General features: G+C 37.8%; 26 protein-coding genes and 1 pseudogene. 21 read left to right on the top strand and 6 right to left on the bottom strand.

Annotated elements, in window-relative coordinates:
* The first annotated feature begins 15 nt into the window (after window positions 1-15).
* Window positions 16-996 carry a class 1b ribonucleoside-diphosphate reductase subunit beta gene (gene nrdF, locus ES896_RS16820; protein ID WP_008344010.1) on the top strand — a complete coding sequence of 327 codons (981 nt, stop codon included), beginning with the start codon at window positions 16-18 and terminating at the stop codon, window positions 994-996.
* An 84-nt stretch (window positions 997-1,080) separates the two neighbouring features.
* Window positions 1,081-1,698, top strand: coding sequence for a hypothetical protein (locus tag ES896_RS16815; RefSeq protein WP_135227068.1), 618 nt, complete (start codon window positions 1,081-1,083; stop codon window positions 1,696-1,698).
* 55 nt (window positions 1,699-1,753) lie between these two features.
* Here ES896_RS16815 and ES896_RS16810 read toward each other — a convergent pair whose 3' ends face one another.
* On the bottom strand, window positions 1,754-2,512 hold the full coding sequence (locus ES896_RS16810; protein ID WP_008344009.1) for an N-acetylmuramoyl-L-alanine amidase: 759 nt from the start codon (window positions 2,510-2,512) through the stop codon (window positions 1,754-1,756).
* Window positions 2,513-2,832: 320 nt separating this feature from the next.
* On the opposite strand from ES896_RS16810, the gene spoVK reads away from it, so the two are divergent.
* The 8 genes and pseudogenes from spoVK to ES896_RS16770 form a co-directional block, all read left to right on the top strand.
* Window positions 2,833-3,792 carry a stage V sporulation protein K gene (gene spoVK / locus ES896_RS16805; RefSeq protein WP_008344008.1) on the top strand — a complete coding sequence of 320 codons (960 nt, stop codon included), beginning with the start codon at window positions 2,833-2,835 and terminating at the stop codon, window positions 3,790-3,792.
* A 120-nt stretch (window positions 3,793-3,912) separates the two neighbouring features.
* Complete coding sequence (hflX, locus tag ES896_RS16800) at window positions 3,913-5,175, top strand: GTPase HflX (RefSeq protein ID WP_045035118.1); 1,263 nt, start codon at window positions 3,913-3,915, stop codon at window positions 5,173-5,175.
* Window positions 5,176-5,193: 18 nt separating this feature from the next.
* Window positions 5,194-6,474 carry a methionine gamma-lyase family protein gene (locus ES896_RS16795; RefSeq protein ID WP_135227067.1) on the top strand — a complete coding sequence of 427 codons (1,281 nt, stop codon included), beginning with the start codon at window positions 5,194-5,196 and terminating at the stop codon, window positions 6,472-6,474.
* 91 nt (window positions 6,475-6,565) lie between these two features.
* Entirely contained in the window at window positions 6,566-6,976 is a 411-nt protein-coding gene (locus tag ES896_RS16790) for a MerR family transcriptional regulator (protein ID WP_135227066.1), read from the top strand.
* Between the two features lie 60 nt (window positions 6,977-7,036).
* The gene (gene glnA / locus ES896_RS16785) at window positions 7,037-8,371 is read left to right on the top strand and encodes a type I glutamate--ammonia ligase (protein WP_007499421.1); all 1,335 of its coding nucleotides are present in this window, start codon (window positions 7,037-7,039) and stop codon (window positions 8,369-8,371) included.
* A gap of 433 nt (window positions 8,372-8,804) precedes the next feature.
* A complete protein-coding gene (locus ES896_RS16780; protein ID WP_046343583.1) occupies window positions 8,805-9,362 on the top strand; it encodes a S8 family serine peptidase in 558 nt (185 codons plus the stop codon).
* A 199-nt stretch (window positions 9,363-9,561) separates the two neighbouring features.
* Window positions 9,562-10,224: a DUF3986 family protein gene (locus tag ES896_RS20340; RefSeq protein WP_235690794.1), complete on the top strand. Its 663-nt coding sequence runs from the start codon at window positions 9,562-9,564 to the stop codon at window positions 10,222-10,224.
* Window positions 10,225-10,595: 371 nt separating this feature from the next.
* Window positions 10,596-11,819: pseudogene (locus ES896_RS16770) on the top strand (ribonuclease YeeF family protein); the annotation flags it as partial.
* A gap of 435 nt (window positions 11,820-12,254) precedes the next feature.
* Here ES896_RS16770 and ES896_RS16760 read toward each other — a convergent pair.
* Window positions 12,255-12,515 (bottom strand): YesK family protein, encoded by a 261-nt coding sequence (locus ES896_RS16760; protein WP_135227065.1) that lies wholly within the window; start codon window positions 12,513-12,515, stop codon window positions 12,255-12,257.
* Window positions 12,516-12,549: 34 nt separating this feature from the next.
* Window positions 12,550-12,969 (bottom strand): stress protein, encoded by a 420-nt coding sequence (locus tag ES896_RS16755; protein WP_135227064.1) that lies wholly within the window; start codon window positions 12,967-12,969, stop codon window positions 12,550-12,552.
* 190 nt (window positions 12,970-13,159) lie between these two features.
* Here ES896_RS16755 and ES896_RS16750 point away from each other — a divergent pair, with 190 nt between their 5' ends.
* The 5 genes from ES896_RS16750 (at window position 13,160) to ES896_RS16735 (ending at window position 16,781) form a co-directional block, all read left to right on the top strand.
* Window positions 13,160-14,005 (top strand): SMI1/KNR4 family protein, encoded by an 846-nt coding sequence (locus ES896_RS16750; protein ID WP_135227063.1) that lies wholly within the window; start codon window positions 13,160-13,162, stop codon window positions 14,003-14,005.
* A gap of 398 nt (window positions 14,006-14,403) precedes the next feature.
* Entirely contained in the window at window positions 14,404-15,513 is a 1,110-nt protein-coding gene (locus ES896_RS16745; protein ID WP_135227062.1) for a response regulator aspartate phosphatase, read from the top strand.
* Complete coding sequence (locus tag ES896_RS20440; protein ID WP_265153863.1) at window positions 15,514-15,648, top strand: hypothetical protein; 135 nt, start codon at window positions 15,514-15,516, stop codon at window positions 15,646-15,648.
* A 504-nt stretch (window positions 15,649-16,152) separates the two neighbouring features.
* On the top strand, window positions 16,153-16,341 hold the full coding sequence (locus ES896_RS16740) for a hypothetical protein (RefSeq protein ID WP_017357918.1): 189 nt from the start codon (window positions 16,153-16,155) through the stop codon (window positions 16,339-16,341).
* 104 nt (window positions 16,342-16,445) lie between these two features.
* Window positions 16,446-16,781, top strand: coding sequence for a hypothetical protein (locus ES896_RS16735; protein WP_135227061.1), 336 nt, complete (start codon window positions 16,446-16,448; stop codon window positions 16,779-16,781).
* Window positions 16,782-16,912: 131 nt separating this feature from the next.
* On the opposite strand, the gene ES896_RS16730 is transcribed toward ES896_RS16735, so the two are convergent.
* Window positions 16,913-17,899 carry a YhdH/YhfP family quinone oxidoreductase gene (locus ES896_RS16730; RefSeq protein ID WP_135227060.1) on the bottom strand — a complete coding sequence of 329 codons (987 nt, stop codon included), beginning with the start codon at window positions 17,897-17,899 and terminating at the stop codon, window positions 16,913-16,915.
* A gap of 112 nt (window positions 17,900-18,011) precedes the next feature.
* Here ES896_RS16730 and ES896_RS16725 point away from each other — a divergent pair, with 112 nt between their 5' ends.
* The 3 genes from ES896_RS16725 (at window position 18,012) to ES896_RS16715 (ending at window position 20,976) form a co-directional block, all read left to right on the top strand.
* A complete protein-coding gene (locus ES896_RS16725; protein WP_048003264.1) occupies window positions 18,012-18,431 on the top strand; it encodes a MarR family winged helix-turn-helix transcriptional regulator in 420 nt (139 codons plus the stop codon).
* Window positions 18,432-18,573: 142 nt separating this feature from the next.
* Window positions 18,574-20,499: a T7SS effector LXG polymorphic toxin gene (locus tag ES896_RS16720; RefSeq protein ID WP_135227059.1), complete on the top strand. Its 1,926-nt coding sequence runs from the start codon at window positions 18,574-18,576 to the stop codon at window positions 20,497-20,499.
* A gap of 6 nt (window positions 20,500-20,505) precedes the next feature.
* Complete coding sequence (locus ES896_RS16715; RefSeq protein ID WP_074042019.1) at window positions 20,506-20,976, top strand: TIGR01741 family protein; 471 nt, start codon at window positions 20,506-20,508, stop codon at window positions 20,974-20,976.
* A gap of 76 nt (window positions 20,977-21,052) precedes the next feature.
* On the opposite strand, the gene ES896_RS16710 is transcribed toward ES896_RS16715, so the two are convergent.
* Window positions 21,053-21,514 (bottom strand): macro domain-containing protein, encoded by a 462-nt coding sequence (locus tag ES896_RS16710; RefSeq protein ID WP_135227058.1) that lies wholly within the window; start codon window positions 21,512-21,514, stop codon window positions 21,053-21,055.
* Between the two features lie 165 nt (window positions 21,515-21,679).
* On the opposite strand from ES896_RS16710, the gene ES896_RS16705 reads away from it, so the two are divergent.
* Together ES896_RS16705 and ES896_RS16700 are read left to right on the top strand one after the other, a co-directional pair.
* Complete coding sequence (locus ES896_RS16705; RefSeq protein ID WP_052320859.1) at window positions 21,680-22,222, top strand: GNAT family N-acetyltransferase; 543 nt, start codon at window positions 21,680-21,682, stop codon at window positions 22,220-22,222.
* 140 nt (window positions 22,223-22,362) lie between these two features.
* Window positions 22,363-22,959 carry an undecaprenyl-diphosphatase gene (locus ES896_RS16700; RefSeq protein WP_135227057.1) on the top strand — a complete coding sequence of 199 codons (597 nt, stop codon included), beginning with the start codon at window positions 22,363-22,365 and terminating at the stop codon, window positions 22,957-22,959.
* Between the two features lie 57 nt (window positions 22,960-23,016).
* On the opposite strand, the gene ES896_RS16695 is transcribed toward ES896_RS16700, so the two are convergent.
* Complete coding sequence (locus tag ES896_RS16695) at window positions 23,017-23,388, bottom strand: iron chaperone (protein ID WP_035700892.1); 372 nt, start codon at window positions 23,386-23,388, stop codon at window positions 23,017-23,019.
* Between the two features lie 384 nt (window positions 23,389-23,772).
* Between ES896_RS16695 and ES896_RS20435 the strand changes: the two genes are divergently transcribed.
* Window positions 23,773-24,426, top strand: coding sequence for a CotZ-related putative spore coat protein (locus ES896_RS20435; protein WP_035392640.1), 654 nt, complete (start codon window positions 23,773-23,775; stop codon window positions 24,424-24,426).
* The last annotated feature ends 53 nt before the right edge of the window (window positions 24,427-24,479 follow it).

The raw sequence follows: 24,479 nt of genomic DNA, 5'->3' as shown, positions 1-24,479 counted from the left end.
AAAGGAGAGTTTAACGTGACAAAAATTTATGATGCAGCCAACTGGTCAAAACACGAAGATGATTTTACACAAATGTTTTACAACCAAAACGTCAAGCAATTCTGGCTTCCAGAAGAGATTTCCTTAAATGGGGATCTCTTGACATGGAAATATTTAGGTGAAGAAGAGCGAGATACGTACATGAAGGTACTGGCTGGACTGACGTTACTTGATACAGAACAAGGAAATACAGGAATGCCGATAGTGGCTGAACATGTGGACGGTCATCAACGTAAAGCCGTGTTAAACTTTATGGCCATGATGGAAAATGCCGTGCATGCAAAATCATACTCAAATATCTTCATGACGCTTGCACCGACTGAAACGATTAGTGAAGTATTTGAATGGGTCAAGAAAAATAAATTCTTGCAAAAGAAAGCAGATATGATTGTAGGTCTGTACCGTTCCATTCAAAAGGATGACCCGATTTCCTTATTTAAAGCAATGGTTGCTTCAGTGTATTTAGAAAGCTTCCTATTCTATAGCGGCTTTTACTACCCGCTATATTTCTACGGGCAAGGAAAGCTCATGCAAAGTGGTGAAATCATTAACTTGATTTTGCGCGATGAAGCGATTCACGGTGTGTATGTTGGATTGTTAGCACAAGAAATTTACAACAAACAAACACCTGACGTGCAAAAAGAGCTTTATGATTTCTCTATCGATCTGCTTAATGAGCTTTATGAAAATGAACTTCATTACACTGAGGATATTTATGACCAAGTCAATTTATCGCATGATGTGAAAAAGTTCATTCGTTACAATGCCAATAAAGCGTTAATGAACCTTGGATTTGCCCCTTACTTTGAAGAAGAAGAGATCAACCCAATTGTATTGAACGGACTCAATACAAAAACAAAGTCACATGACTTCTTCTCAATGAAAGGGAATGGCTACAAAAAGGCAACAGTTGAGCCGTTAAAAGATGACGATTTCTTCTTTGGAGATGAATCATAAGGAAAGCGTAAAAGTCAAAACGCATCACTCGTTTTGGCTTTTTGCCATTTCTAACAATGTGTTACATACTGGAGGTTACCGAACATGGGAAAAATGGACGAAATGATTTTAGTTGCACCGCGCGCACGCGTGTTCCAAAACGAAACACTTGCGTTTAATGGTGTGAATAGTGAAGAGAAAACAATCAACACCATTATGAAAGAAATCGAAGAGCACTTCGAGCAAATGCGAAGAGGCGATGCAGAAGAAAATCCTGACTTTAAGCAGCCAATTCCATATGTTGTCATTAAGCGTGAGGACGAAGTGTATGTATATGAAAGACTTCAAGGTGGGGGAGAGACTCGCTTACATCATAAGTTATCTCTTGGCTTTGGGGGTCATATGAATTTCATTGAAGGAAAAAAATTTGCTGAGATTCTAAAAGAAAATACCGATCGTGAACTGGACGAGGAACTTTCGATTCAAGGAGAAGACAAACTTGAGATGAAAACCCTTGGACTCATTAATGATGATGACAATAGTGTCGGCCGTGTGCACATCGGACTGTTATCAGCCCTTGAATTATCGCCGGGTGCTCATGTAGAAGTAAAAGAAACAGATCAAATCTCAGGCAAATGGATGAAAGTAACAGATTTGAAAAAGCCTGAGTACTTCGATCGTCTTGAAACATGGTCTCAATTTGTCGTGAACATTTTAGCATAATTGGATAGACAACAAACCGGCTCTAAAGATGACTTGAGCCGGTTTGTTTTTTAGATTATTGAAAAACGAATGCGTCGTGACCGGCTTGCTTTAATCGAGCGACGAGGTCATCTGCATTTTGCTTTGAACGGAAAGCGCCAGCTTGGACTCGGTACATGCCGCTATCCAGTACGACCAGCGCTTCAAATCCTTTGGATCTGAGTGTAGCTGCTAGTTCATCCGCATTGGCTTTGACCTTGAAAGCCCCTGCTTGCACTTTATATAGGTTACTTGCTTTTTTTTTCAATTGAAGGGCTTTTTCTAATCCAGTGGCATGAGCACGAGCGATCCCTTGAAGGAAAGTAGCGTTACGGAGCTTATTTGCATCAGCTACCGTATCAATGAAACCGTTTTCAGTTAAAATGGCAGACATAGAAGTTTCCCGCAGAACGTGGAAGTTCGCCGTTTTCTTGCCGCGGTCGGCAAAATCAACGGAGCGGACAATCTCATCATGAAGGGCATTGCGATACGTGGTGGTTGGTGCTGAAACGCCAGGGTACACATAACTTTCAAAACCTGTGCCTCCGCCAGCATTAATATGAATAGACACGAAATAGTCAGCTCCCCAGCTGTTTGCCGCATTCGTACGCTGGGATAACGTGACGGATTGGTCAATTGAACGACTTAAGCGGACGGAAACCCCATCATATTCACTAATCAACATATCTCTCAGAAAAAGCGCAATTTGCAGTGTGATATTTTTCTCCAAAAGTCCATTAGCAGCAGCTCCAGAATCTGTTCCTCCGTGGCCAGGATCAATAAAAATTTTCACCATCTATTCATCACCTCGTCTTTATTTTATGAGGAAATAGAAAAATTGCCTGTACAAAATGCGGAAATCATCGAGACTCTTTTCTGCACAATTTGGGAAGAAAAGGCGCTATTTTTCTAAGAAAAAACAAATTGTTGGTTTGTCCGCCCGAAATGGATGAATACAATGGAAATAGCACATCATTTCCTGGGAAACCGCACAATCCCCTACAATAACCGGTATCTCGGGTCATTTTGACAGTAAACCGATGCTAGTGCGGGCGATTGTCACGATTACAGCTCCACCCGAATAGATTAAAGAGAGAAGAGCGAGAGGTGAATACGTTGGAGCGAGCTGTCACATATAAAAATAACGGCCAAATCAACATTATACTTAATGGACAGAAGCAAGTATTGGTTGATGCAGATTCAGAGGCAGAATACCTAGAGGCTTTGCAAAAAAATGAGGCCAAACACAGCATCTTACGAGAAATAGAACGAGAAATGAACAGCCTTGTCGGGATGGATGAAATGAAACGAAACATAAAAGAAATTTATGCTTGGATTTTTGTCAATCAAAAAAGACAAGAACAAGGATTAAAGGTAGGAAAACAAGCGCTTCATATGATGTTTAAAGGAAATCCTGGCACAGGGAAAACAACGGTTGCACGGCTTGTCGGGAAGCTTTTCTTTGAAATGAATGTTCTTTCAAAGGGGCACTTAATTGAAGCAGAACGAGGAGATCTTGTTGGAGAGTACATTGGACATACAGCTCAAAAAACAAGAGATTTGATTAAAAAATCACTAGGCGGCATTTTGTTCATCGATGAAGCCTATTCTCTTGCCCGCGGAGGAGAGAAGGATTTCGGGAAAGAAGCCATTGATACCCTTGTAAAACATATGGAGGATAAGCAGCATGAATTCATCCTCATCTTAGCTGGATACTCCAAGGAAATGGATCATTTTCTTTCTCTAAATCCTGGTCTGCAATCGAGATTTCCGATCAATATCAATTTCCCAGATTATACGGTCGATCAGCTGATGGATATTGCAAAACGAATGATGGCCGATCGGGAATATGTCTTTACCCAAGAGGCAGAATGGAAACTGCGAGACTATTTAATGCACATCAAGAGCACAACGAGTCCTGCCAAATTCAGCAACGGCCGTTTTGTGCGAAACACCATTGAAAAAGCGATCCGAACTCAGGCGATGAGGCTGCTTCTTGTGGATCATTATGATAAAAAAGATTTACTTACGATTAAAAGCCATGATCTGCAAATGAAAGAGGATACGCCTTCTTGAAATGGCGTATCCTTTTTGTAAAGAGACAAGAAATTAAACCTTCCGAATGGTGGTATACGTGTGGTGTGTTTGGTATGATGGTACTACTGAAACTTAAGTACAGAAAGGAAACAACTGACGTTGAATGAACATGAAATGATCGAAAAAGCGATCCTTGTCGGCTGTCAACTGCCGCATATAACGGATGAACGCTTTCAATATTCTATGGAAGAATTAGCTTCCTTAACCAAAACAGCTGGCGGTGAAGCTGTCAGCATCATGACGCAAAAAAGAAATAGACAGGACAGCGCGACTTACATCGGAAAAGGGAAAGTGGAAGAGCTTGAAGTGCTTTGCGAGGAGTTAGACTGTGACGTTATTATTTTTAACGACGAGCTTTCGCCTAGCCAGTTAAAAGCTTTAGCGACTGCCTTAGATGTGAAAATCATTGACCGTACGCAATTGATTCTAGACATCTTTGCCAAAAGAGCCCGTACAAGAGAGGGGAAGCTGCAAATAGAGCTTGCCCAGCTTCAGTATGCCTTGCCGAGACTGAGTGGACAAGGGATCAGCCTTTCAAGACAAGGTGGCGGAATTGGCGCAAGAGGTCCAGGTGAAACAAAACTTGAAACAGACAGACGTCATATTCGAAACCGCATACACGAAATTCACGGACAACTGTCTGCAGTCAAAGAACATCGCACGAGATACCGGGAACGACGGAAGAAAAATGGCGTATTCCAAATCGCTATTGTCGGGTACACAAATGCCGGGAAATCTACATTGTTTAACCAGTTAACAGAAGCGGATAGCCATGAAGAAGATTTGCTGTTTGCTACACTTGACCCAATGACACGTAAAATGACATTGGCATCTGGCTACAGTGTGCTGATTTCCGATACAGTTGGTTTTATTCAAGACCTTCCAACCACACTGATTGCAGCATTTCGTTCCACTCTTGAAGAAGTAAAAGAAGCAGACTATTTGCTTCATGTGATTGATTCTTCGAATGAGGATTATGAAGGGCACGAACGAACGGTTCATAAGCTTTTAGAAGAATTAGAAGCTGACCGTATTCCGATGCTGACTGTCTATAACAAAAAAGACCAAATCCGGCCGGATTTTATCCCTTCCTCAAAGCAGCGCCACATTTTAATCAGTGCTAGGCGCGAGGAAGATGTGAAGCGGTTAAAAGCGGATATCATGGCTGAACTGAAAAAAGATTTTTTAAAGCCATATCATGTAAGGATTCCGGCATATGAAGGGAAACTCATATCTGCCTTAAAGTCAGAAACCTTGGTGGAATCACTGGAATTTCAAAAGGAAGCAGAGCTTTATGACATCACTGGATTTAGTGGTGAGGAGCAAACCATATTAGGACAAATCAAGAAGTATATGTTGTAGGAAAGGAATTAAATCACGATGTTTCACACTTTAAAACATGGCACCATTTTAGAAAAAATAGCAGCAGAAGCAGAACAAGACATTTCACAAATACATCAGCAAATTGATCGAAAGAGCGAACAAAATGAGTGGCGGGTTCTTGAAAGCTACCGGAAACATAAAGTCAGCGACTCTCATTTTAACCCGACAACTGGTTATGGCTACGATGATATGGGAAGAGACACATTAGAAAAGATCTATGCGGATGTATTTGGAGGGGAAAGCGGTCTTGTACGCCCGCAGATCATTTCTGGAACACATGCCATTTCCATCGCCTTATTCGGTGTGCTAAGACCTGGCGATGAATTGATCTACATGACGGGGAAACCTTACGATACTCTAGAAGAGATTGTCGGGATTCGCGGCAAAGAAGGGACAGGCTCATTAAAAGATTTTCAGATCGATTACAAAGCCATTGATTTGCGTCAAGATGGATCTGTCGATTTCGACAAAGTCAAAGAATCTATTTCCCCAAAAACAAAAGTCATCGGGATTCAGCGTTCTAAAGGGTATGCTTCAAGACCATCCTTTACAATAGAAGAAATTGAACAAATGATTTCATTTGTGAAAGACATCAATGAGGACATCATAGTGTTTGTTGACAACTGTTATGGTGAATTTACTGAATTACAAGAGCCGTGTCATGTGGGCGCAGACCTTATAGCAGGTTCTCTCATTAAAAACCCAGGCGGCGGCCTTGCCAAAACGGGCGGCTACATCGTCGGAAAAGAAAAATGGGTAGAAGCTTGCTCTTATCGAATGACATCTCCAGGCATCGGCAGTGAAGCGGGTGCATCGCTGTATGCGCTCCAGGAAATGTATCAAGGATTTTTCTTAGCACCGCATGTTGTTGCACAAAGTTTAAAAGGCGCCGTTTTTACAGCGCGTTTTCTTGAAAAACTCGGGTTCCAAACAAACCCGTCGTGGAATGCGAAAAGAACCGACTTGATTCAATCTGTAGAATTTGGAGACCCTAAAAAAATGATTGCATTTTGTCAGGCCATTCAATATGCATCACCGATTAACAGTCATGTCACACCGCATGCGAGCTATATGCCGGGATACGAGGACGATGTGATTATGGCAGCGGGCACATTTGTCCAAGGAGCCAGCATTGAATTATCAGCTGATGGTCCGATTAGACCGCCATACACAGCCTATGTTCAGGGTGGTCTCACGTATGCCCATGTGAAAAATGCCATTTGCAGTGCTGTAGATGCCTTATTAGAGCAAGGTTTTATTGAAGTGCCTGCTCGATAAAAAAATCCATGTTAATATTCCTAACATTTCGTTGACACATAATATAACATGACATATAATAAATTTAAGCAAAGAGGAGGAGACAGTTGAGATGAGTGATAACATTCGCCGCTCAATGCCTTTATTCCCAATTGGGATTGTCATGCAGCTAACAGAATTATCTGCAAGACAAATTCGCTATTATGAGGAAAATGGTTTAGTATTTCCAGCTAGAAGTGATGGGAATCGCCGATTATTTTCTTTCCATGATGTTGATAAATTACTAGAAATCAAAAACCTCATCGAACAAGGTGTAAACATGGCAGGAATCAAAAAACTTTTTGCCAAAGCTGAGGCAGAAAATCCATCGTCTGAAACAAAGACAGAGGAGAAAAACACAGCGAAGCACAACTTGACAGATGATGAACTCAGGAAGCTACTGAAGAAGGAACTCATTCAGGCTGGACGTTTCCAACAAGGAACGACCTTTAGGCAGGGGGATATGTCAAGGTTCTTCCGTTAACCAATTAGCAAAAGCATTGCTATACACATTTTACCTTTTGTAGGGGAGGAGTTTTACGAAATGGCAAAGTACACAAGAGAAGATATCGTAAAATTAGTAAATGAGGAAAACGTAAAGTACATCCGTCTGCAATTTACAGACATTCTCGGAACAATTAAAAATGTTGAGATTCCTGTGAGCCAGTTAGAAAAAGCTCTCGATAACAAATGTATGTTTGATGGTTCATCTATTGAAGGGTTTGTACGTATCGAAGAATCAGATATGTACCTATATCCAGATCTAAACACGTTTGTTATTTTCCCTTGGACAGCAGAAAAAGGTAAAGTTGCACGCTTTATTTGTGACATTTATAAGCCAGACGGAACACCATTTGATGGAGACCCTCGTAACAACTTAAAGCGTATCTTAAAGGAAATGGAAGAACTAGGATTTAGTGATTTCAACCTTGGACCTGAGCCAGAATTCTTCTTATTTAAATTAGACGAAAAAGGCGAGCCAACGCTCGAACTAAACGATAAAGGTGGATACTTTGACCTTGCACCAACAGATCTAGGCGAAAACTGCCGCCGTGACATCGTGCTTGAGCTTGAAGAAATGGGCTTTGAAATTGAAGCTTCTCACCACGAAGTAGCACCTGGTCAGCATGAAATTGATTTCAAATATGCAGGCGCCATCCGTTCTTGTGATGACATTCAAACGTTCAAGCTTGTTGTGAAAACAATCGCTAGAAAGCACGGTCTTCATGCGACATTCATGCCAAAACCATTGTTCGGTGTAAACGGATCTGGTATGCACTGTAACCTATCATTATTTAAAAATGGTAAAAACGCATTCTTTGATGAGAAAGCAGACTTACAATTAAGCGAGACGGCTAGACACTTTATCGCAGGTATTGTGAAGCACGCAACAAGCTTCACAGCGGTCACAAACCCGACGGTGAACTCTTACAAACGTCTTGTTCCTGGATATGAAGCACCTTGCTACGTAGCATGGAGTGCACAAAACCGCAGCCCATTGATTCGTATTCCAGCATCACGCGGCATTAGCACACGTGTAGAAGTACGCAGTGTAGACCCATCTGCAAACCCATACCTTGCACTAAGCGTATTACTTGCAGCAGGTCTAGACGGAATCAAAAACAAACTAGACGCACCAGCGCCAATCGACAGAAACATCTATGTCATGGATAAAGAAGAGCGCCTTGAAAACGGCATCGCTGACTTACCTGCAACACTTGCAGAAGCACTTGAGCTGCTCAAGTCAAACGAAGTCATGATCAACGCACTAGGCGATCACTTATTCGAGCACTTCATCGAATCAAAAGAAATCGAATGGGATATGTTTAGAACCCAAGTACACCCATGGGAACGCGATCAGTATATGTCTCAGTATTAATAAAGAAAACCCCTTGGAGCCATTGGCTTCAGGGGGATTTTATTTTTGTGGGTGTTTCTCATATTTCAAAATGAAGAAGCTGCCACCACAATTCACCCACAAAAAATGATGAAAAAATCACTCCATTATCTTGGAGATATACTCTTCATAATTATTCATTGAATCTGTGTCTATTTTTTCTAGTATGAGGTCCAAGCCAACGAAGCTGTACCTATGCAGAAAGATGAGAAGCAGCTACTAATGATTAGATTGCCCTCAAAGTGTGCAAGACGATTCTGACGAGAATGATTAAAAAGAAGAGGAAGACGGGGCTGCCTAAGATGGCACGCAAACGATCAAAACGGTGGTTCCTACTTTATCGCTTAGAGGATGGACATCGTGTTCATCTATATGAACTGCTTAGTCGGATCAGGAAAAGGTGGAGGATTATCAGATGAAAAACAAATTCTTAGAAGGAGACTGGATTAAAGCATCTAAGAAAGGAAAAAGAGAACAACTTAATAAAGCAGGTTATGTACTTAAAGTAGCCGAGGATGATATTTTAGTAAGGTTCCTTAGTGGTAATACCTTGGTTGTTCCAAAGTCTTGGGCTGAAAATTTGGATGAGGCACTTATTGTTGTAATATCATCGGTTGGGAATTATGGGTTACAAGAAAAGAGTGATATACTCTACCCTGCTAAATTTGAAGGTGTTATCGCTGTAGGAGCATTAAATATGAACGGTGATATATGGAAAGGGACAACTGTAGGTAATGGATTAAATGTGTTACTTCCGGGGCATTATATAAAAAGTTATTCAAAAGATGGTTCTTTTTTATATAGTAGTGGTACTTCAATGGCGGCTGCCTACATGGCAGGTCTTGCTGCTCTCTTTTTTGAAGAATATTCTTCTTATAATAAATCCACAATCTCTAAAAAATCATGGGAAAAAATCAAAAATTCAGATAAAATAAATGGGTATTCAGTTATGGATACAGTTAAATTTTTTTGAGAAACTAGGGTTTATATGAAGAATAAGCTTATTTTAGTAGTACTGTCTTTTATTCTATGTTTTCCGCGGTGACTCCAGCATATTCTTAGAGCGTAACTTCACTGAATAGTGAACTTGTGGTTAGTGATCAATTGATTGAACAAGATACGAGGATACCAGTATAGATGTTTCAAACTTTAATAAAGAATTTGACTTTCTTTTGAATGATCCAGTATTTATTGAAATAGAAGAAACTTTAGCGTTACAGAGTCAGAATGCTGAATTGAAAGAAGACAGTGTAACTGGTCAGTGGATACCGGTGGTGGCTGCTGCTTTAAGATTATTAATTTCTCAAGTTGGAAAAAAGGGAATGCAAAAAGGATGGAAAGTAGCTAGACCATATGTGCAGAAAGCATTAAAGGCGCCTCAAAATCGTATTATTGATGGCCCTGGATCAGGAGGGCGCATTATACAGGTACGTAGCAAAAAAACCACTATTCAGACTAGATTATGCACCTATAAAACATGGAAGACCTGCTGTTCTGCATTATCATGTTCCACCAAATCTAAAAGATCATCATGTTATTTTCTAAAGGGGAGATCAACGTTGCTTAACTTAGACGATACAATGCATTTGCATGTAGGCTATTATGAAAATGATTTAGATTATGAAGGAGTGTTTTTAAAAAGTTTAGATTCAGGGAAATGGTTATTGTTTTTTTATCAAGAAAGCTATGGTATAAAACTTGAACAAAAATATGAAAAATATGATGATTTTGTTTTGTTGGTTGGAGAGTATAATATTGATGATGAAGATATTGAGGATAAAGGTGATGCATTGTTCGAACAATTTCTAAAAGAAAATGGTTTAATAAAAGCATAACGTTTTTGTGTGATACGTCACAATAAATAAAATGATATAGAAGAAGATATCTTTATCTGTTTAAAGACTGTTATGTAGACTTTAAAACTTTTCTAGAAGTATATTGATTCTGAAGGCGATGCATTTTGGGAATAATAGAACCAAAGTGTCCATTTTTATGGGCACTTTTTTTATTTGCATTGCCGAGAAAAAGCGAACATGAATATTTTGTCCAGAAAGAAGAACCTGTGGACGCTGATCATTGGGCAATTTAAGTGCCACAATGGGTGCCCGCTTTTATGTTGTGTTTTTTGTATCTTTATTCCTATTTAATGACAAGTTTTGTGTTAGTAGAATTGACCTTGTCAATGAATAGGAGGGAGTGACTTCTTCTGGGGAAGATACTTGATGCAAAAGCACTAACAAGTGCCATGGATACAAGGGCGAAATCCTATCAGGAACTCCGCGAACAAATGATTGATTTAAAAAAGGCACTACAAGGCGTAGCAAATCTCAGTGACGATTTCACTGTGAAAGGTGCGGATAACATTAAAAGTTTCTACAAAGAGCTCGCCGGAAATGTAGATATGTTTATCAGCTTCATCGATAAGCAGAAAGCCTTTCATGATGGTGTATCTGGTACGCTTGATGATACGAGCTTTGGCGGGGACACCTTTGTAGAAGAACACTTTTTAGACAATGCAGTACATATGGTCATGAAAAACGCCAAAAGCATTGTGAAGGATCAAAAAAATGCTCTTAAAACGATTTTTGAAGATATCGATGACCTCATTTCACTGGAGGTATTCGATAGCAAAACCTTTGATGAAAAAATAGAAGATGCTGAAGATGTTCGAAAAAAGACAGTAAAAGACTTAATAAAACTAGATCAAAATTTAAAAGATGAATATGCTTTGTCAGAAACGGAGCAGCAAGCTACAATGGCATTGTATGCAGAAATGATCAATGCCACGAATGACGGTAAATCCATTTCACCTCTGAATTTTGACAAAAAAGCATCTCAAGATAGTGAAATCTACAAGGCAAAAAGCGATATTGAGAAGCAAACTGCTGAATATCTCAAAATTTAAAAAGAACAAGAAGAAGCCCACGAGATCGCAAAGGAACAAAAAGCGCTAGCCAACCGTCCTTGGTATGAAAAAGCCCTTGATTATGGGGGAAACATTGTCAATGAGTTAACCGGTGTGAATGATGCAAAACGTGCAGCTACGGGCGTCGATCCAATTACAGGCGAAGAGCTTACGGCAGGCCAACGAGTCGCTGCAGGTGGCATGGCGGCAACTGGCTACATCCCAATTGTCGGCTGGGTAGGGCGCATTTTTAAAGGTGGAAAAGCGGTCTATAAAACCACCCAAGCCACATCAACCGCAGTCAGAGCGGTCGATATCTACAAGACGTCACAAAAATCTTTTGATGCCCTAAAGACATCCCAAAAAGGTTTATACGGCCTCATTGCGACCAACGGCTTCAGCGAAGCGATTACTGGTAGAGATATGTTTGGGAAAAAGATCTCGAAAGAACAGCAGGAGGCGAGTATGAATGCGGCGCTTGGAATGCTTTTGCCGTTTGGGGCGAAAGGGTTTCATGGAAAGATGGATCAAATCAGGTATGTAATAAACCAATAGAATGGCATGCAAATCATTTGTTGGCTACTACTGCGAATTCACCAGTAAAATTAGTTCTTCAAGATTTTTTTTCAAAAATGAATTCAAATTAGAATCTCACTAGAAATCAAACACCCTCTCTTATCAATGGCGTAATCTGGATACGGAACAAAGGTGCTGAGGAATGTGGCCATATGCATATTTTAGGGAAGGATATGGTCGTTCGTGTTGCTGTCAAAAATGACAATGACTATATAGCAGAACCAAGCCTTATTCCGCAGCGTAAGGAAGGTGGGAAGAGGGTAACACTTAAGCATTTCCTCCAATTATTGAAAGGGTCGAAGCACTTTTAAAAGCATGTCCGTTATCTTTGAGTACCCTGAAGATTAAAAAGTACGCAACTTCTGAATGGGAAGTTGCTCTATGTTATTTACTCCTAAAATAACTCAAGATGGCATTTATAATTAAAGTGATCACAGATGCAATCAGTAAAGATATACTGATTGCACCCAGTCCTAAACCTTCCCACTTTCCTACGAAAAAACTTATTAATAATAAGATAATACTCATGAGAATAAGAATCGATGGTATTCCATACTGTAAAGGTGCATTCTTTCTTTTAAAGACCAAAGAAACACCCAATATAACAATCGTAAGGATAACTGTTAGCAGCCAAAATGATGACATTTATTGACCTTCCTTCTTTTGGAAATATATGAAATTATTTTATTTCCTCATCCATTACTTTCTTATACTTTTCAAATTCAGAATCTTTCATTTCACCGTTCATTTGTAATAAAAAGTTTCCTTTTGAATAGGTGTGAGAGAAGAACAAAGATCCAGCATTGCCTAACTCATCATAATAGGATTTCGCCTGCTGTAAATCAGTTTCATTTCCAAATTTAAAAATCCTTCCACCAGCATTTTCACCTAAGGAAGGAACGAGAATCCTTTTTCCTTCTTCTCTTATATTTCCAAACTCTTTTTGTTTAAGATCAGATGGTTTTTCTGCTTCAAGCCCAGCACTTTTAAAAGCTTCAATAATATTGGCTGTCGTGAGCTGTTTTTCATTTGATGCTGCGCTACTGCAAGCTGTTAGCATCATTAAACAAATAAAAATGAATATAGATAATTTCTTCATATTGGATCCTCCTGATTTTTAGGTGCAAAGGAAATTTTACATGAAGTACCTTCTTTTTACTATCGTTTCGACAAAAATAGACAGCGTGAATGACTAAGTAACAAATATTCTTCTTTTATTTTGACTAAATTGTAAAATATACTCAGCAAGATGGTATACTTATGTGCATATTTTACTAGGAGGCATCACCTTGAAATCATTTTGGGAAATAGACGAGGAAGGTTACTATACGTTAAAAAAGATCAACGCAGAAGAAATAGCTAAGGCTGAAAAGAAACTTGGTATCACTTTGCCAGATACATATAAAAAGCTCATATTAGAACAGAATGGTGGTTATACCATTCATAATGCTTTTCCAACCACTCACTCTAATTCATGGGCCGAGGATCATATTCAATTTAATCATCTTTTGGGAATTGCTGAAGATGAAGGAATTATGGATAGTGCCTATTTGATAAAAGAGTGGGAGCTGCCAGAAGGGCTTGTCTTAATTAACGGGGATGGTCACACTTGGGTAACGATGGATTATCGAAAAACGAAAGAGAATCCTGCAATTCATTATTTTGATGTTGAGATGGAAGAAGACTTTAAGTTAGCAGATTCCTTTGATGAATTCATTGAGGGGCTTTATACAGTTGAGTACAGTGTTGACGAGGAAGTAGCAGAGGGTGAATACGAAGAAGAAGAAGAGGAATATATAACTAAAGCAGAACTTGAAGCGATCTTAGAGAAAGAAGCACCTGATCCAGCCGATATTCATCAAATTACTAAATATCCGTTACAAGATTTAGAAGAAGTAGAGTGGTTCTTTAAAAGAATAAAAAGCTATATTGAATCTGTTAAAGATGAAGACGTTCTTTATGAAGTAGCTGCAAGCATTGACACAATCCTTATATTAAGAGTAGATACAATGCCAAGTAACGATATTATAAAAAAGACATTATTTGAAATTGTAGACATTTTTGAAAAAACTGAAATTCCTCAGATAACTGTAACAGCTGGAAATTTCGCTGTTAATATTGATTTTTTAGATTAAGGCAAAATTAGAGCATGTAGAGTGTACTGTATAGGGTGAATTTTCAAAGAGTGAATGAGAACGGATGTTTAATTATCTGTTTTGAATTCATTATAATATAATTTAGATTGACCCCTTCGTGAACCTGGCTGAAACTCAGTCAGGTCTTTTTATATCAATTTCAAAACAATATTTTGTGAATTTCTTTTTAAAAAATGAAGGTGTTCAATCTAAAAGAAATAAGTATCAAGTCCTTTCTGGCTACTCTCTTTTAACCAACTCTTATAATTGCATACCATTCAATTATTATCATATTTGCGGGATACCGAAAATTTCTATTATGAGCAGATTCACTTTACATATGTTGTAAAATGCGTGTTAGAATTATACTAGGGATTTGTTTAGAAGGGGGTAAAGGAATGTCAGGATTAATTGCCTCTCAGGAGGTAGGAAACATGTTAAACACTTGGAATCTTGCGATACAAAAAGGGGATTTGTCGGCAGCTATAGAAATGCAAGATGACATAGACAGGGCAATTGATTTAATGGAAGAAAATCAAGATATTCTTTTGTACTATCAACTGTTGAGCTTTAGGCTTAAGCTGAAACTTCAGAATATTAGCAGAAATTTAGATAAGCCATTCTTTCAGCGGAATGCTCCAGACGAAAAAGAAGAAAAAACAAATAAACTCATGTCATATTACTTCTACTTTTATAATGGGATCTATCATGACTACTTACAAGATTATGATAAGGCATTAAGTTACTTCAGAATAGCTGAAAAAAAGTTGGCTTATGTTGATGATGAAATAGAAAAAGCTGAATTTCATTATAAAATCGCAGTTCTATTTTATGATTTGAAAATGACCTTTTTATCAAAATATCATGCACAAATTGCGTGTGATACATTTAATGCGCATGAAACATATATCAAAAGACAGATTAACTGTAGGATGCTACATGCGTTAAACTTAATTGATCAATTTGAATATGATAAAGCAAGAGCTCTTTTTAGTGAAGCTGAGAATATGATCGAAAGTATTAATGACAATCATTTAATCATTCATCTATATTACAATATGGGTTTTCTAGAAAGCAAAAAAGAAAATTTAGAAGAAGCATCAGCACTATTTAGGCGCACGTTGAGTTATAAAGAGATCGAAAATCAAGATTTATTGAAGATGAGATGTTTATATGAACTTTCTAGAATAGAAATCTCCAGTAAAAGTAATGACGCGATTGAATGGATAGATCTAGGCATTTCTTTATCAGAACAAGTCAACCATAACGTTTTTCAAATAAAATTTAAATTGTTAAAAGAACGATTGTATGAAAAAAATCAATCTCAATTGAACAATATAAACAATCTGTGTTTAGAGCTTGAAGAGAAAAGAATATGGGTTGATTTAGAGGAAATTCTGGTTGATGTGGCGAAATATTTAGAGGGGAGAGGCTTGCTGAAACAATCATTAAATTACTATAAAAGAGCCTTACTCGCAAGCCAGTATGTAGGAAAAGGAGTGAATTAATTGAAGAAGTCGGTTTTTATTACATTGTCACTAGCTGTGGTAGCTCTAGGTACACTTTTCTTTACAAACGGTTTGACTCAACCTCTACATGAAGATGTCCAAACAGTTGCATCAAGAGGTAGCTCTGGAGGTTAATTGGTTAAAAAACGATAAAGTGGATTAAAGCGTCAGGCTTCTTATGGTATTCTGGTAAAAGAATATGCCATAAAGGAGTCTTTTTTATATTTAGATGCTCCATTTGCTTTGATGGCAGCGTATAGAGATACTAAAAAAACAAATGAATTTATGAAGCTTTTTGAAGAGGAAACTTTTAATGTCAGTTAGAGGAACTCTAGGTATTACCCAAATTCACTGTATATATTTATGCGAGAGCTGTATAAAGCATGGATTCTGAAAAGATGAAAAAATGTATGAAGAATTTCAAGATGTTTTTATGAAGAAAGAGAAGAAAACAATTTGAGGTAAAAACAAATATAGTACATACTTTCAATTTCTTTCAATTTTGTTACTTAAATCCTAAATATGGAACTGACTGTAGAATGTTGAAACTGATTGTTTTATAATTTCACGGTAACATAACTTTCTCTGGATTGTAATTAAAAGTATAAAACGTAAGTGAAAGTATATCGGAGGATTTGGATGATAAAAAAAGAAGTTTTTCAAATAATTTTGTTTACAGTCCTTTTAGCAATTTTTCTTTATCAAGGTGTACAAAGAGATTTTCCTTTTGAATATCTGATTACCTTAGTTGTGTGCTATGTTGCTGTAATAGTTTATAGAATTATAAAAGTAATGAAATATAAAAAGGAGCAAAGTACAGTTAAGTAGTTTGAGCTATTTTTGTTTGCGGTATCCGCAATCACTATTGGGATCAGACGTTTGAGGTCATGGCTCTTTGGCATGTTGACATTTAACTTCGGAGGTGCTTTTATATGTCTATTCAAGTAGACGATGATGATGTTTTAGAGATGTGTAATATATATGCTCAAGAAACTCATCACAGAGAAGCATTGATTTTAGGAAACAGGAAGGGTCTATTGGAATTAAAAAATGCGATAGATCAGGCTTTAAAAACCGGTAGTGCTGTTGCAAATTTATACCCATCTGATTTTGAAGGGTATGAAACTTGTATTGCTCTAGTGGATGATGAAAAGCAGTTTGAGAAATTAATTACTCCTTATGTAGAGGCATATACACAAGATGATGATGCGATTGATCCAATTGATATTATTAAAGAGTACGATTCCAAAAAAGAAAAACCCTTATAATAGAGTTTTTCTTTTATTATTTAGTGGAGTATAGTTTCACCTTTTTTAGCTTTGTGTTTACTTGGTATTGATGCTCTAAGAACATGGGGTATATGGATTGGTAGTCTTGTATAATATAGTTCAAATAGAGTTTAATATTTAATAATTGTTCTTCCTAAATGTTGGCCATTTTTAATGGCTTCAATTGTTTCAGGTAACGTATCGAGAGTAATCTCATTGACTAGAGTCGTTTGGGCGATATTCCATTCGTTTGCTATCTCGTTCCAAATGACTTTGCGTTTATTGATTGGTACATTTACAGAATCGATCCCTAGAAGGTTGATCCCTCTTAAAATAAAAGGTAACACAGTTGTTGTTAATTTAATTCCACCTGCATTCCCGCACATGCTCATGCTTCCACCATAAGAAATTTGAGGTATTATGACAGAAGCCACATCTCCTCCTACGGTATCTAAGACGAAGTCAAATTTTTGCTTGTTTAATGGTTTTTTGAGCTCTCCTAACTCGTTTGCAAAAATGACATCAGTTGCTCCTAAAGATTTTGCAATGTCGACTTGATGATCTTTACGCACTAAAGCATGAATATTTTTGTACCCAATTTTAGATAATAATTGTATCGCGATGCTACCAACTCCACCAGTTGAACCTGTAACGAGTATATGAGGTTGATTTTTTGTATTCATCCCATTTTCCTGTAAAGCCATGATCGAAAGAGCGGCTGTAAAGCCTGCTGTTCCAAAAATCATTGCTTCTTTTAAAGTCAAGTTATTTGGCAAAGGAACAATCCAATCCGCAGGTACTCTAGCATATTCAGAAAAACCTCCAGTGTGGCTCATGCCCATAGCGAAACCTGTGACAATAACATGTTGACCCTCTACGAAACGATGATCTGTTGTATGAACGATAGTCCCACTTAGATCAATTCCAGGAATCATTGGATAGTTACGAATAACACCTCCATTTTTTTGAACAGCCAGCATATCTTTATAATTGATTGAAGAATATGCTACTTTAATTAATACTTCTCCTTCAGATAGATCATTCACACTTACATTTTGAAGATCATAACAAATTTGATCATTTTTTTCTGTCACTAGAATCGCTTTAAATGAATCCACTATTTATCTTCCTCTCTAAAAATATGTTATGACAAAACATTTCTGGTGCAAAAGTATTTCAATTAAAAAACTACCATGATATTATAGGTAAAGTCAATGTGGGGGAGATAAAATGGAATTATCAGAGTGCATAAATTTTTTACTAAGTGTTAGTCAAAATAAAGTGTTTAAGTACTTTAGTAAGCTTTTAGAGGAATGTGATTTGACACCCGCTCAATATGGTGTGTTGAACTGTTTGTGGAGAGAGGGCCAGCTATCTCCCAAACAAATTGGAGAACTTGTGTATTTAGAAGCCTCAACAGTTTCTGGAATTTTAGATAAAATGCAAAAAGCTGACTTAATTGAACGCACAATAGATCCAAAAAATCGAAGAAATATTTTAGTAGAGGCGACTCAAAAATCTTTAGCCATTAGAGAAAAAGTTGAAGCAGCAACAATTGAGCTGAACAATACAGCGCTCCAAAACTTGTCAAATGATGATAAGGTTGTGCTAAAGAAAGCATTGTATACAATTATCAATAACTTTCAATGATGTATTTTTATAAACAAGTTACTTATGTATCAAGAGGTAGCTCTGATAGATAATTGGTTAAAAAACGATAAAGTGGATTAAAGTGTCAGACTCCTTATGGTATTCTAGTAAAAGAATATGCCATAAAAGGAGTCCTTTTTATATGAAAATATTAGATGCTCCATCTTTACTATCAGCTGTAGAACAGAGATCAAAGGCTTATCATGAGCTTCAAGAAGAAATGAAACTTGTGAAAAAAGCATTAAAAAGTGTGTCGGGCTTAGGTGATGAATTTACTGGAAAAGGTGCAGACAATATCAAATCTTTTTATGAGGATCTTGCGCTGTACACAGACACATATCTTGATTTTATCGATATGCAGAAAGCTTTTTTAGATGGGGTGAAAGGAAAGCTTGATGATGAATCATTAGGCGGGAGTACTTTTATTGATGAGCACTTTTTAGACACTCAATTGAAACAAGGGATTCAGAACAATAAAGATATGGTCAAAGAACAAAAAGAGGCACTTTCCACTATTTTTGACGATATCAGTGATTTAATTGAATTACATACTTTTTCAAGTAAAGAGGTCAATGAACATTTAGACGATGCGAACAAAAAAAGAAAAGAGACCATTGAAGTTTTACATCAAATAGACAATGATTTGAAAACGGAATACGCAAATTCAGAAGCGGTTGAGAATCACCTCAACACTTTTTATGCAAAGATGATGGCTGCTACTGGAAAAGGAAAAAATGCGCAGCCAATGTATTATGATGCAAAAGCATTCCATGAGACAGACGTGTACAAGAACCATGATCAGATTGATGCTCAAGTGAAAGCCTATTTAAAGGTGAAAAAAGAAGAAAAAGAAAAACGAAGAATCAAAGAATTGAAAGAAAAGCTCAATGATCCTTCGTGTCTATCAGAAGCGAAGTACTTTGAGATTGTAGATGAGATCGGTTATGAGAATCTCACATATGATCAAAAAATGTATTACAGCCAGCTTCTCCAAATCAAAGCACAGGAAGAAGCATCGGAGGTGTTCATTGATAGTGTAAAAGGTGCTGCAGTGGGTCTATATGATGTGGCAAAAGATACAGTAGTTGGTATCTACGATCTTGTGACAGATCCTGGAGGTGCCGTTGAATCGGTCGTAACGGCTGTTTCTCATCCAATTGAAACGTCGAAAGCGATTGGAAAGTCGATTTCAGACTCATTCCAAAAAGAGGTCATAGATGGTGATGCGTATTCTCGGTCACACTGGTTCGCCTATGCGACTGGTTCTCTTGCAGAAATTGTCTTTGGTTCTAAAGGGGCAGGAGCCATCACAAAAACAGGGACAACAGCGGCCAAAACAACAGTGAAGAAAGGCCTTGAACAAGGAGCAAAATCATTAGATAGAGTCTCTATTCCGAATCTATTGCCATACTCACCAAAGTTTCAAATGGCTGGTGGAGGGAAACTCCCTTATAACGTGTTTGACGGAGAAAATCTCAAAAATAAACTCCTCTCCATGGCAAAGCGTCTAGACAACAACTCAGGATACGGAATCTCTAAGACAGGCAGACGCTTACCGGCACCAAAATCACCACCGACTGTTGTCAGTTACGGAGAGCACTATGTGCGATGGAAACGCAAAAAGGTATTAAAACCGAATGTCGTTTATTCAACAAAGCAAGGTTACACCTACACAACAGATCACTATGGCCGCATTGTCAAAGTCGAAGCAAGTGATTTAAAATACGGAGAAGTCAAAAGAAATCAATATGCTCAATCCAATTCAGGTAAGCCGGATCGATTGCTGGATGATGATGGAGGGCATTTAATTGCATCTATTTTTAAAGGGTCTGGGGATATTGATAACCTACTTCCGATGAATTCACAGATTAATCGAAGCGGCGGGAAATGGTACACCATGGAACAACGGTGGTTGAAAGCTTTGAATTCAAACCCACCTAAACAAGTAGCAGTGAACATTGAACCTATCTATAAGGGAGATTCATTACGACCTGTTAGTTTCTCTGTGGAGTATAAAATTGGAGAACGTTATTCTCAAGTATTTATTAAGAATCAACCTGGAGGTTAAAACCCAATGGAAGAATTAGAAAAAAATTATAAACAAATAGCAGAATCAATTAATGAATTAATACCATGTGATTGGGATAAAGTTTGGATGTATGCAGAAATACTTGATGATTCGGCTGAGATAGTGTTTTATTTTAAAGAACAAAATGGAAATGAATATGTTAATGGACATCAAATTCCTCATAAATATAGTGTAAATAAGTCAACATACATCCACTTATTATACGAACTTAGTGAAATTTTTGAAGCATTGAAAAAGGCATATATACAAAATGATTTAGGTGCTTGGACAACAGCTACCCTCCAATTAGATCATAAAGGGGAATTCTCTATTGAGTATGGATACGATGATGTTTATTCATTAGGCATAGACAATGTACAAAGAATAGCCGTTTGGGAATACGAAACGTTCGGATTTCTACCTGAAGATGAGGAAGATAAAGAAGCTGTGCTAAATTATTTGAAAAATAACAAATAGCAATTAGCAAATGACCCTCCAATAAATGAAGGAGGGTTTTTGTAATATTTGTTTTCATCAGAATTTCTCATTTCATCTATTTAAACCGATAAACCGTCACTTCACAATCGCCAAGAACCTCTTCCATCATCTCTCGAACAATCGTCCAATCGCCGCCTGCCAAGCCGCAGCCGATCCCATAAGGAATGGCGATAGAATGAAGGGGGTTCTTTTCATTTGGATTTGTCACTGTCTGTTTTAGATGTTCAAAGCAGCTGCGTAATGCGTCGTCATCTGTTTGTTTTGTTTTTCTTCCGTATCCAACTTGGGCGAATAAGTTGGCAATGGTTTTTCCGTCGCTCGTTGTGATGAGCTGAACGGAGCTTAATAAATCATCTCCTTGTTCTGCACATAACCGTTTATAATCTTTATACACATTGGGATATTTGCTTTTGATCTGCTTTGCTAATCCTGCTCCCATGACACCCTTACAATTCACTTGGTGACAGATGATGTCTTCTTCTGCGTCTAAGATATTGCCTTCTACCGTTTTGATCATTTCAAGTCATCCCTTTTCAATAAAATGCAAACTTATGTTCTATTATAGCAGTTTTGATGACATTATGTTTAAAAAAATGGATACGTTCATACAATCAAATTGGCAAAAATAGTCCATGACATCTAAAATAGTGAAAGATAAAGAAAAAGTAGTAAGGAGAGTCTTATGGATAAAATAGAAACAAATCGGTTAATTCTTAGACCATTTCGTGATGAAGATGCACCCGGAATGCTTGCATACTTGTCTCAACCAAGAGTGAATTGTTTTCTGGATGATCAAATCTCTACATTAGAAGAAGCGGTAGCTAAGGTGCAAAAAAGAAAAGCAGATCACTCTTATATGGCGGTTTGTTTAAAAGAAAGTCAGTTGATTATCGGTGAACTGTTTTATCTAAAAGATGAGCCGGATACGTATTCGATTGGCTGGAATTTTCATGCGTCATATGAAGGAAAGGGATATGCCCGTGAAAGTGCTGAAGCGCTCTTGTCATATCTATTTGTCAATAAAGGAGCAAGGCGCTTATATGCATATGTAGAGGATGACAATGATCGATCTCAAACATTATGTGAGCGTTTAGGCATGAGGAAGGAAGGCCTCTTTCTTGAGTTTGTTTCATTTACTACAAATGAAGATGGCACACCTAAATATGAAAATACCTATCAATATGCTTTGCTGAAAAAAGAATGGGAGCAGTATCATTCTAAATAGTGCTTTGTTTCTTGGTATCCGGATGACAATGAAGTGACAAAAATGTGAGATGATCCCTTTGTTTTGTTCGCTCGATCGATGTCACGGTCTTCTTTTTTCATTTATCCTTTTCCTAAACGAAGCAAAAGGAATGAAATGAGATGCAGGAGTTTAATGAACGGGTTTTTCGGTCGATTAATCAGCTTAGTATGAATCACGATGTCTTAAATCCAGTTCTTATTGGATTGGCTGAATATTCAGTGATGTTCATTGCAATCATGTTTTTGATCATGTGGTTTCAAAACCGAAGCAGAAAAAACCGAAGCAGAAAAAACAGATGCATGATGATATCTGCTGGGTTGACCTTTATCTTGGCAGAGATGCTAGGGAAAGTCGCTGGGCTCTTTTATTCCAATCAGCAGCCCTTTGCAGAATTGAATCATGTTAATCTTTTAATCGAAAAGGAAGTGAACAACTCTTTTCCGAGTGATCACACCATTTTTATTTTTTCCATTTGTATAGTCTTTTGGCTTTTCCACAAGCGTCGTATTTACTGGCTTTTCATTGCCTGCGCTGTAGGATTTTCAAGGATTTGGGTAGGTGTTCATTATCCATTTGATGTGTTGGCAGGTGCTGTGATCGCTTGTTTAACGGCAGTAACGGTTGTTTATTTGCTGCTATTCCAAAAGGGCGTTAATGTACTTCTGTCGTGCTTTGAATGGGTGGAGCAGAAATGGGCAGGAGAGAGAACCAAATAAAATGTAAGTCCACGAAAAAACACCCCAATCTGTTATGAAATCAGATCGGGGTGTTTATTATTTTCGCCAAAATGTGGAACAATCTGCTTTGTCTTCAATGTTAAATTCAATGATTTTTTTAAGTAGAGGATAGTCAATCGGTAAGCTTTCCTTCATCCGAAACATCTTTTTTCCATGGTCATAACCAGCTTGTACAATATCTGTTGAAAAGTGATCAATCCCTTTTCCTTCTGGTGCGACAGAAATGTGATGTTTTGCGACGCTAAATCCGATAATAAATGTGCCATGATCTGTGAACATGGGCTGATTCCAAGCAATTCTTGGCTCTAATTGAGGGAATGTGTCTGAAATCCATTGTAAGATGTCTTGCGTGCGCTGTTTCAGCTCTGGATGACCGATATTGCTTACATATTCTTCAAAAACCTGCATTGTTTTCATCCTCCATATTCATCAAGCCTCAGACGGGATTCGAACCCGCACTCCTTTCGTAAGCATAGGCTAGGGGGCAACACGCTTCCCTACGGAATTTCACCGACAGGAGTTTCACCTGTCTCAGCTCATTTGCTTTTCGGTGCTTCTGAAACCCTTGCCTTGCGACCCGCTAGCTACAATTGTTTTACGGTGCTCTTCCCTTCTAGAGCTACTGAGGCACGGAAGTTCTTGTTCATATTATATAGAGAAACTTGAAAAATGAAAAGCTGTGCTCATCATCTAATCCAATCGCACAAAATAGTCAAAGGCACATATGATAAAAGACCATATAGTTATGTATACAGCATGGAATTGGGCTGATTGAAAGTGACAAACCTATTGATGAGTAAACTAAAAGAGATAAACAATCAAACAAAATTAGAAGGCTTTACTCACAAACGTTCGATGAGTTCTCCCTTTTTGCTCACCATGGAAGATGGGGAACCTTTTTACTCATGGGTGTTTTTTGAAAGAAGTGTGTTTAAGACTTGCTATTTTTCTTTGAGCTCTATCAATGAAAAGCAGAATTGTGTGCTGTTGGAACTTCTTGTACCGTGCTGCAATAGATCAACATGCTGTCAAAAAGTTTTGTATCGATCCAGTTCGAAAATTCTTGTCGATCTTTCTTTTTTATGTGGAATGATTGAAGTAGAGCTTCCTGTATATGATGCGCTTATTTTAAAGAATATAGAATCTCACCACATCTTTCTTTGTTTTTCCACAACGCCCAGTTCGGTGGAAGTATGGCGGAATGGAACAAAATTTCTCAATACGGCAACTGTTGTGTTGCATCATCAAGATCATCAGGATGTACCAGTCGCAATTAGGATTCAAACTGGTACATTTTGTTATGATCTTCTTGTCCAAAAGGGAGAAAGTCGTGCGATTACTGTGAAAGATGTGAAATTTATCTTGAAATCTCCATCAACTGAAAGTGTGCAAGCACGATTAGACATGCAAATCAACATGGTGCAAAGAAGAAAAATAAAGCTTTGAAGCTGTGATAATCGCACAATCTTCAAAGGTCAATGGATCATAGTCTATCAAGA

The sequence above is a fragment of the Bacillus sp. 005/A4HT-01/001 genome (assembly GCF_004634445.1).
Classification (GTDB): Bacteria; Bacillota; Bacilli; order Bacillales; family Bacillaceae; genus Bacillus; species Bacillus altitudinis.
The sequence above is the reverse complement of the archived record's forward strand: the minus strand, read 5'-3'. Positions and strand labels throughout refer to the sequence as shown.